At 40.0% G+C, this 8,310-nt stretch carries 9 protein-coding genes; 5 read left to right on the top strand and 4 right to left on the bottom strand.

The window, feature by feature from the left end:
* Window positions 1–240: 240 nt before the first annotated feature.
* On the bottom strand, window positions 241–2,094 hold the full coding sequence (gene rpoD, locus CYP77_RS08425) for an RNA polymerase sigma factor RpoD (RefSeq protein WP_103566988.1): 1,854 nt from the start codon (window positions 2,092–2,094) through the stop codon (window positions 241–243).
* A gap of 149 nt (window positions 2,095–2,243) precedes the next feature.
* On the opposite strand from rpoD, the gene CYP77_RS08420 reads away from it, so the two are divergent.
* Window positions 2,244–3,053, top strand: coding sequence for a flagellar hook-basal body protein (locus CYP77_RS08420; protein ID WP_103566987.1), 810 nt, complete (start codon window positions 2,244–2,246; stop codon window positions 3,051–3,053).
* 15 nt (window positions 3,054–3,068) lie between these two features.
* On the top strand, window positions 3,069–3,857 hold the full coding sequence (flgG, locus tag CYP77_RS08415) for a flagellar basal-body rod protein FlgG (RefSeq protein ID WP_002942100.1): 789 nt from the start codon (window positions 3,069–3,071) through the stop codon (window positions 3,855–3,857).
* A 121-nt stretch (window positions 3,858–3,978) separates the two neighbouring features.
* Here flgG and CYP77_RS08405 read toward each other — a convergent pair whose 3' ends face one another.
* The 3 genes from CYP77_RS08405 to CYP77_RS08395 form a co-directional block, all read right to left on the bottom strand.
* Window positions 3,979–4,722 carry a tetratricopeptide repeat protein gene (locus tag CYP77_RS08405; RefSeq protein WP_103566986.1) on the bottom strand — a complete coding sequence of 248 codons (744 nt, stop codon included), beginning with the start codon at window positions 4,720–4,722 and terminating at the stop codon, window positions 3,979–3,981.
* Window positions 4,723–4,812: 90 nt separating this feature from the next.
* Window positions 4,813–5,253 (bottom strand): sel1 repeat family protein, encoded by a 441-nt coding sequence (locus CYP77_RS08400; protein WP_103566985.1) that lies wholly within the window; start codon window positions 5,251–5,253, stop codon window positions 4,813–4,815.
* Between the two features lie 9 nt (window positions 5,254–5,262).
* The gene (locus CYP77_RS08395; RefSeq protein WP_103599741.1) at window positions 5,263–6,222 is read right to left on the bottom strand and encodes a tetratricopeptide repeat protein; all 960 of its coding nucleotides are present in this window, start codon (window positions 6,220–6,222) and stop codon (window positions 5,263–5,265) included.
* A 168-nt stretch (window positions 6,223–6,390) separates the two neighbouring features.
* On the opposite strand from CYP77_RS08395, the gene CYP77_RS08390 reads away from it, so the two are divergent.
* The 3 genes from CYP77_RS08390 to CYP77_RS08380 form a co-directional block, all read left to right on the top strand.
* Window positions 6,391–7,242 (top strand): MBL fold metallo-hydrolase, encoded by an 852-nt coding sequence (locus CYP77_RS08390; protein WP_103566960.1) that lies wholly within the window; start codon window positions 6,391–6,393, stop codon window positions 7,240–7,242.
* 93 nt (window positions 7,243–7,335) lie between these two features.
* A complete protein-coding gene (locus CYP77_RS08385) occupies window positions 7,336–7,998 on the top strand; it encodes an AzlC family ABC transporter permease (protein ID WP_103566961.1) in 663 nt (220 codons plus the stop codon).
* On the top strand, window positions 7,995–8,310 hold a 316-nt coding region (locus CYP77_RS08380; protein WP_103599740.1), incomplete at its 3' end, for a branched-chain amino acid transporter permease. The genes CYP77_RS08385 and CYP77_RS08380, both read left to right, overlap by 4 nt.

Genomic DNA, 8,310 nt, shown 5'->3' with positions numbered 1-8,310 from the left:
GCTATAAATTTTTCAAAGAGAAAGTCTTTTAAAGGGTATAGCCGCTATAAATTTCCCAAAGAAAGCTGTCTAAACAATAGTATATACACAAAAATAGGGCAAAAATGCCATACAAAAACATTAAATTTTTGCTTGTCTTTTTTGGTGCTTTTGTTGCGAAAATAACTTAATTATAGACTAGAAAGTAAATTTCAGAAATTTAAAGAATTTAGATGCGGACGCCCAAAAGGGCAGGGCTTGTTAGCCCTCGATGTAGTTTTTGAGTTTTCTACCAACTTTTGGGTGTTTTAGTTTTTTAATAGCCGAGCTTTCTATCTGGCGGACGCGCTCACGAGTGACGTTTAGTGCCTTGCCGATCTCTTCAAGTGTGCGGTCGCTCTCGTCTTCAAGCAAGCCAAATCTCATCGAAATAACTGCCTTTTCACGCTCATTTAGCTGTGAAAGCACATCGTCGATCTGCTCTCTAAGGTCACTTTTTAAAATTTGATCTATCGGTGATAGCGAAGTTTTGTCTTCAACAAAATCTCCAAATTTACCGTCCTCTTCGTTTGCGATAGGAGCTTCAAGGCTAATAGGCTCTTTTGTAATCTTGATCACCTGTTTTACCTTATCAACGCTTAGTCCGACCTCTTTTGCGATGACGCTTACGTCAGGCTCTTTTCCCTCTTCTTGGAGGTATTTGCGGTTGATTTTGTTGATACGATTGATCGTCTCTATCATGTGGATAGGTATCCTAATCGTCCTTGCCTGATCGGCGATCGCGCGCGAGATAGCCTGGCGGATCCACCATGTGGCGTAGGTTGAAAATTTATATCCTTTTCTATATTCAAATTTATCAACCGCTTTCATAAGACCGATGTTGCCCTCTTGGATGAGATCTAAAAACGGCAAGCCCCTGTTTGTGTAGCGTTTTGCGATACTTACGACAAGACGGAGGTTTGACTTAGCCATTCTAGCTTTTGCTTCGTCTGAAATTTTCTTTCCACGTTTGATCTGCTCCAAAATTTCTTTTAGTCTTGCTGGCTCAAGGTCAAAGCCTTGTTTGCTCGCCTCTTTTGTCGTAAAAAGCTTTTTGATCTCGACGTAGGTCGATACCATCGTAGCCTCTGGCACGCGAGCTGCGATCTCTTCTTTGCTAAGCTTGATGATATCTTTTAAGATGCTTTTGTGATTTTTCTTTAGCTCGTCGCTAAACATCGGTAAGCGATACTCCAAGCGTTTTAGCTCTCTGTCAAATTCATCATCGCTTTTTAGTGCTGTCTCCATTGATTTTACGATCTCGCTGATTAGCTTACTTGTTGGACCAAGATCCATCAGCTTCTCTTTTAAAATTTTCTTTTTAAACGCAAGCGTCATCTTTGAAGCTGTGTCGTCGCTTTCAACTTTATCTTGCTTGTTTGCAGTCTTTAGCCACTCTTTTTTAGCCTTTTCAAGGGCTTTGAAGCTCTCTATAACTTTTTCTGCACGCTTGTCGTTTTTGGCTGATTTTTTAGGAGTTTCGTTCTCTTCGTTCTCCTCATCCTCTTCGTCTATATCCTCTTCGCTCTCTTCATTTTCATTTTCGCTCTCGTCTTCAAAGCTTTTAAAAAGCTCTTTTACACGGCGTTCTCTATTGATGAGCGGCTCTTTGTAATCAAGTATGAAATCGATCAAAAACGGCACCGAGCAAAATGCATCGATGATGATATCTTCGCCAAGCTCGATCCTCTTGCTGATCTCCACCTCTTCTTCTTTTGTAAGAAGCGCGATCTGACCCATCTCTCTTAGATACATCCTTACTGGACTATCTGATCTTGACCACTCTAAAAGGTCGCTCTCGCCTGAAAGATCGAGATCCTCGTCGATATCTTGGTCACTTTTTTGAGCATTTTCTTGACGTTTTTTAGCATCAGCTAAATTTCTAAGCTTTGCAGCTTCAGCAGATGTGATGAGCTGGACCTTGTTTGTTTTTGCTAGTTGTTCTATCTTTTTTACTATTGTAGCCGTCGGAGCTTTGTCTAATAATTTTACTAATTTTTCGTATGTCAAAAAGCCTTTTGCATTTTCAACAAAAAGCTCTTCTATTTGAGAAAAAGAGTCTTTTGCGGCGCTCATAAAATTCCTTTCAAATCGTATCATTGTGATTTAAGTATTGGTTAAAAGAAAGTGGATTATACCCAAAATTTTTTAAACGTCTATAAAAAGAAAGTTGGAACGATGATTGCTTAATAGCTATAAAAATCAAATTTTGATTAGGAAATTTTATGCAAAATGGTTATTATCAAGCCACTGCTGGTATGGTAACGCAGTTTAACAGACTAAATGTCATCTCAAACAACCTTGCAAATGTAAATACGATCGGCTACAAGCGAAATGACGTAGTCATTGGCGACTTTGCGAGAATTTTTAAAGAGACACAAGATGAGCTTCCGCTTAAAAATCACACAAAAGACGGAGCTAAATTTCTAAATAGAACACTTGATCGTGTGCCACAAGTGAGCGAAGAATACACCGACTTTAGCGCTGGCGGCTTTAAATACAGCTCAAACACGCTTGACTTTGCGATAAAAAGAGACGATGCTTTTTTCTTAGTCGATACTCCAAATGGTGTAAAACTAAGCAAAAATGGCTCTTTTAGCATTGACGCGGACGGCTACATCGTCACAAAAGAAGGCTACAAGGTGCTACCAAGTGGCTATGAAGCGCAAAATCCAGGCCAAAGAGGCATCCAAGTGCCACAAGGCGAGGTGCTAACTGTTGATAAAAATGGAAATTTATACTCAAATAACAATCAATTTTCTAAATTTTACATCGCTCAGCCAAGAGAGATAAGGGATCTAAAAAAGGTCGGCGATAATCTCTTTGAGAGTAGAAATTTTGACGACATAACCGAGCTTGACGAGGCTGATAGCTTGATGCAAGGCTACGCTCAGATGTCAAATGTAAATCCAGTCTTAGAAATGGTGGGTCTAATAGAAACCCAGCGCTTAGTTGATATGTATCAAAAGGTTATGACAAGCCACATGACTGACCTTAACCAAGATGCTGTTCAAAAACTAGCCCTAAAAGCTTAATAAAAGGATAAAACTATGATGAGATCACTTTACACTGCGGCCACTGGCATGATCGCCGAGCAGACGCAGATAGACGTAACCTCACACAACATCGCAAACGTAAATACCTATGGATATAAGAAAAATAGAGCTGAATTTGCTGATCTTATGTATCAAGTCATGGAGTACGCAGGCACGGCAACAAGCCAGACTACCACAAGCCCGACAGGCATCGAAGTAGGTCTTGGCGTGCGCCCAACAGCGATAAATAAAATTTTCTCTCAGGGCTATTTTAAAGAGACTAGCAACAACCTAGATATGGTCATAGCTGGCAACGGCTTTTTTCAAATTCAACTCCCAGATGGCACGACGGCTTACACTAGAAACGGCGCATTTAAGCTTGACGCAAACGGCACGATCGTAAATAGCGACGGCTACCAGCTCATCCCGCAGATCACAGTCCCTGCAAATGCGACACAAATTTCAATAGGCACTGACGGCACCGTTTCAGTGCTTCAAGCTGGCGAAACAGACATGGCTCAGATAGGTCAGATCGAGCTAGCAAATTTCATAAATCCAGCCGGTCTTCACTCGATGGGGGATAATAATTACCTTCAAACAAGCGCTAGCGGCGATGTGGTGGTAGGTGTAGCAGGCCTTGACGGACTTGGCACCATTAGACAAGGCTTTGTCGAGATGAGTAACGTGCAGCTAGTTGAAGAGATGACTGACCTTATCACAGGTCAGCGTGCATACGAGGCAAACTCAAAGGCGATAACTACGAGTGATTCGATGTTAGAGATAGTAAATGGACTTAAAAGGTAGGTGATATGGACGCGACTTTGGCTATTGTTGGACTTATACTCGTTGCTTTTACGCTTGATGTTTTTTACTTTTCACATAAAACCCCAAAGGGCAAGGGTCCAAAAGGGCAGGTACATTAAATTTATAAGCCATTGTAAATTTGGCAGTCTTCGTCGTTGCCTAGCTCGCAAGACTTGCCAAAGTATTTTTTAGCTAAATTTTTATCTCCTTTTGCTTCAAAATAAATAACCCCAAGGTTGTGGCAACCATCGCCAAAGTCCATTTCGCAAGCTTTTATGAAGAGTTTGCTAGCTCTTTTTTGATCTTTTTCTACGTATTTTCCGCTATAAAGCATCATGCCAAGGCTATTGCAGCCTGCTGGAGCGTCTAGGTCGCAGCTCTTTTCAAAGAGCTCTTTTGCCTTTTTGGCGTCTTGCTTTACGCCATTTCCGTCATAGTATAAAAGCGCAAGGCCGTAGTATCCGTCGCCATCTTTTAGCTCGCATGCCCTTAAAAAGAGCTCTTTTGACTTTTGATAGTTTTTATCTAGCGTATGGACAAAGCCGAGCCTTGCGCAGCCAAAGCCGTCGTTTAGCTCGCAGCCCTTTTGGTAAAATTTGGCTGCATTTTTGTTATTTACATCTTTTATGTAGTCCATGTCGTAGAGTACGCCCACGCTACTGCAGGCACTTGCGTGTTTTAGCTCGCAAGCTTTTTTGTAAAACTCGCCCGCTTTTTGGTAGGCTTTGCTCTCTTGATAGATAGCTCCAAGCTCGTAGCAGCTTGTGGCGTCAGCCTTTTCGCACTTTGTCTCAAGCGCTTTTTGGTCTAAATTTGCACTCCACAAAAGAGCTGCAGAAGATAAAAGTAAAACGATCTTTTTCATTGCCTGCCTTTTTAAAAATTTAAATAAGTTTAGATAAAAATGTCTAAATTTATAGTAAATATATTCTCATTATCGTTTAGGATGTGAAATTTAATACCCAAGAGAATTTAGCAAATTTCTCATATCGCAGCCCTTTTTAAAGCCTAGCTCGCATGATCTTTGAAAGTAGCTTTTGGCAGTCGTTTTATCCTCTTTTTTGCCGTTATCTAAAAGCGCGTAGTTAAGAAATCTAGCGTATCTATTTAATATGATAGTTTGATTAAGCTCGCTACTAACGTCGTTGTAGCCATTTATATAGATGAGCGCAGCGCTGTAGCAACCCTCTTTCATATCATTTTTGCAAGCTAGTAAAAATATCTCTTGTAGCTTTTTAAACTCTTTATCATCGCTTGATGAGTTATAAATTTTTGTAGCAGCCTTGTAACAGCTCGTTAAATTTGCTCTTATATCGCCATCGCTTTGGCATATCTCGTCTAAATTTTCTGCATTTAGAAGCAAAAAGAGAGATAAAGAAAAAATTAGCTTTTTCATAAACGCTCTTTAGTGAAAATCTCTAACTATCTCGCAAGCCTCTTTAAGACCTAGTTTGCAAGCTTTGTTAAGCTCTTTTTTTGACAGCTTTTTATCCTTTTTTGTCCCTATGCCATGGTAATAAAAATATGCGAGATGTTTGCACCCACTTGCGCTATCTAGCCTGCACGCTTTGTTGTAATACCTAAACGCCACTTCATCATCTTTTTCTACGCCAAGTGCGTCGTCGTAAAGGCTGGCTAGGTTATTACAAGCATCGGCAAAGTCAAGCTTGCAAGCTTTAAAATAGAGCTTGCTAGCCTTTTCATACTCTTTTTGCTCTTGATATAAGCTCGCTAGGTTGTAGCAAGAGATGCTAAAGTCGCTATCACAAGCCTTTTTGTAAAGCTTTATCGCTTCTTTGTAGTCGCGCTTTACGCCTGGCGTGTTGTGGTATAAAACTGCTAGATTGTAGCATCCTTCATAGAAATTTTGCTCACAAACTTCTTTGTAAATTTTGCTTGCCTTTTTATAATCTCTTTTTACGCCGCCGCCGTTATTATATAAAACTGCGACGTTAAAACAGCTTTGTATAAAAGCTAGATCGCAGCCTTTTTTAAAAGCTTCTAAAGCCATTTTGTGATCTTTCATCTCTTGATACTCAACACCAAGGTTGTGACAGGCAAATTTGTTATTTTCATCGCAAGCTTTGTTAAGAATTTCTAGTGATTTTGTCACGTCTTTTTTTACGCCAAGCCCATTTTTATAAAACTCAGCCAGATAGATGCATGCGTCTAAATTTTTAACCTCGCACTCACTTTTATAAACTCCAAATAGCCTTTTATACTCATCATCGCTATATTTGCGGCTAAAGTTGATGCAGTTATCCTCGATGTTGCAGCTATTTGCTTGAGGGATTTTGATATTTGGATTTGTCATTAGAGCTATTAAATTTAGTGTTAAAAATATTAGTAAAACTATCTTTTTCATAGAAATTTTCTTTATAAATTTTGTTGTTATTTTATAAAATTTAGTTTTAAAATGCGAAAAGGTCATTAAATTTATAAGAACAAAATCTATTCTTTAAATTTAACTCTTTTAAATATATTCTTAGCCTTTTTTGGTATTTTTAGTTAGTAAATTTTACAAGGAGAAATAATGAAAATAAACAAAATTTTATTTTTAGTCGCTCTATTTTTGGGCTTTGGCGTGGCAAACGCACAAGACAGCTTTCAGCATATCAGAAACGCTACCGCAAAGATAAACTATGCGGGAGTGAACTTTTTGCTCGACCCGTATCTTGCACCAAAGGGTAAATATCCTGGCTTTGAGGGGACGCTAAACTCACACCTTAGAAATCCTTTGATAGAACTTCCTATGGATGCAAAAGATGTGTATAAGGGCGTCGATGCGATCATCGTTACGCACACGCATCCTGATCACTGGGATGAGGTCGCGGCTGAAATTTTACCTAAAGATATCGTTATCTTTGCTCAGCATAACGATGATGCGGCGCTAATCAAAAAGCAAGGCTTTAAAGACGTAAGAGTGCTAGACGAATCGGCTGAATTTAAAGGAGTGAAACTATATAAAGCAGGCGGCGCTCACGGCACGGTAGAGATGTATGAAAACAAGCAGCTTGGTGCTATTTTGGGCGATGCGATGGGCGTAGTGTTTGAAGCAAAGGGGCACAAGACGCTTTATGTCATGGGCGATACGCTTTGGACTGCGGACGTAAATAAGGCTCTAAACAAATTTAATCCTAGTGTAGTCGTGATGAATACGGGAGACGCTCGCGTGCTAGCATTTCCTGACAACGGTATCATAATGGGTAAAGCCGACGTAGCTCATGCCGCAAAAGTGCTTAATGGCGCGACTATCATTGCAGTGCATATGGACGCCGTAAATCACACAAGTGTAAGCCGTAAGGATCTTCGTGAATTTGTTAAAAAAGAAGGTATAGAGAGCAAGATCACTATCCCAAATGACGGCGAGATCATCAAATTTTAATCTCAAATTTTACCCTACAAGGCTAGAATTTCTAGCCTTTATCCTAAATTTTCAAATTTTTGCTAACATTTTGGCTTTTATTAAGGTAAAAATTTGACATTTAACTACGTTTTTAAACTATCCATTCCTATCTTTATGGGCTATTTTCCGCTTGGTGTCGCCTTTGGCGTGCTGGCAAAAAGCATGGGAGTGAGCGCATTTATCGCTGTGGCACTTAGCACGCTAGCATACGGTGGAGCAGCGCAGTTTATGATGCTCTCGCTCTTTAGCGTTGGCACGAGCTATGTTGAGGTCTTTATCGTGAGCTACCTTGTAAATTTGCGCCACACTTTTTATGGAATTTCACTTTTAAAAGAGTATGGCGGGATCAAATTTAGGCTTTTAAACATCGCTTTGCTAACAGATGAGACCTTTGCGATATTTAAAAATTTAGGGCTAAAGGATGCAAGTGAGCGAAGTTTTGTCTTTACCTGGCTAAATCTCTTATCTTGGTCTTACTGGGCGGCTGGGACGCTGCTTGGAGCGATACTTGGCGATCTTATAAAGGCCGATACAAAGGGGCTTGAGTTTAGTTTGACCTCGCTTTTTATAGTGGTCGTCATCGAGATGTTTAAAAATGATAAAAACTACCGCGTGCTCTTTGCGGCGGTCTTTTTTGGCGTGCTTGGAGTGAGCCTGTTTCCAGCTAAATTTGTGCTTGTTGGCTCGATGGCGCTTTGTTTTGTATTTTTGCTTTTGTTTAAGGATAAAATTTGATAAGTGTAAGCTCAAGCGAGATGGTGCTTTTTGTGGCGGTGCTTTTAAGTGCCTTGGCTACTTTTATAACGAGAGTGACGCCATTTTATGCGTTAAGAAACTATAAGCCAAATCCTTATTTAGACGCTATCGAGAAGCATATGGGTATGATGATAATGGTCGTTTTGGTCTGCTACGGGCTAAAAGATACGAAATTTAGCGAGTTTCCATATGGCTTAAGCGAGATAGTGGCGGTTTTTACGGCTATTTTGGTGCATTTAAAGTTTAAAAACGCTCTTCTTAGCATAGTCGTTTCAACCGGAATTTATATGC

It is taken from the genome of Campylobacter concisus (assembly GCF_002913865.1).
Taxonomy (GTDB): Bacteria; Campylobacterota; Campylobacteria; order Campylobacterales; family Campylobacteraceae; genus Campylobacter_A; species Campylobacter_A concisus_AM.
The sequence above is the reverse complement of the archived record's forward strand: the minus strand, read 5'-3'. Positions and strand labels throughout refer to the sequence as shown.